Origin of the sequence: Halobellus sp. Atlit-38R, from assembly GCF_003665925.1 — an archaeon.
In the GTDB taxonomy this organism is placed as follows: Archaea; Halobacteriota; Halobacteria; order Halobacteriales; family Haloferacaceae; genus Haloquadratum; species Haloquadratum inordinatus.
Genome location: NZ_QXIJ01000281.1, coordinates 1 through 475 on the forward strand (window position 1 = coordinate 1; position 475 = coordinate 475).

The following is a 475-nucleotide window of genomic DNA, read 5'->3' on the forward strand; positions in this document are numbered from 1 at the left end:
CAGCTCACCAAGAAGCACTTGATTCCACGCAAGGGTGGCTAATTGTCGGACTTGGTATTTGCGTCCTCACGATGATCTGGGGGACTATATTTACCTTCACCGTCTATGCAGATCGCCTTGCAACAATCTTCAACCTTACTCAGTTACAAGTGTCATCGATTTTTTCGATCACAACTGCAGTCTTTCTCATGGTTGGTGGGCTATTTGGCGTGTTCGCCGCCAGGTTCTCTCTTCGACCGGTCCTCGTGATAGTCGGTGTCGGCCTCATAGCTGCTATCGTACTGCTTCAAATTGTCAACTCATACCCTGGTGTTGTTGTAGTATTTTCACTTCTTGGCATCACAGGGGGGACCGCGTTTACTATTACAGTTTCACTCACGCCTCAATGGTTTGATTCTTATCAAGGACTTGCAACGAGTCTCACAATGACGGGAATCGGTCTTGGCCCATTAGTGCTGCCGTTTGTGTGGATCTG

The 475-nt window shown here is 48.2% G+C and carries 1 protein-coding gene; it reads left to right on the plus strand.

Features of this window, described 5'->3' with window-relative positions; all coding sequences use genetic code 11:
- Positions 1-71: 71 nt before the first annotated feature.
- The coding region (locus D3D02_RS19380; RefSeq protein ID WP_158599420.1) for an MFS transporter at positions 72-475 on the plus strand (404 nt) is incomplete at its 3' end.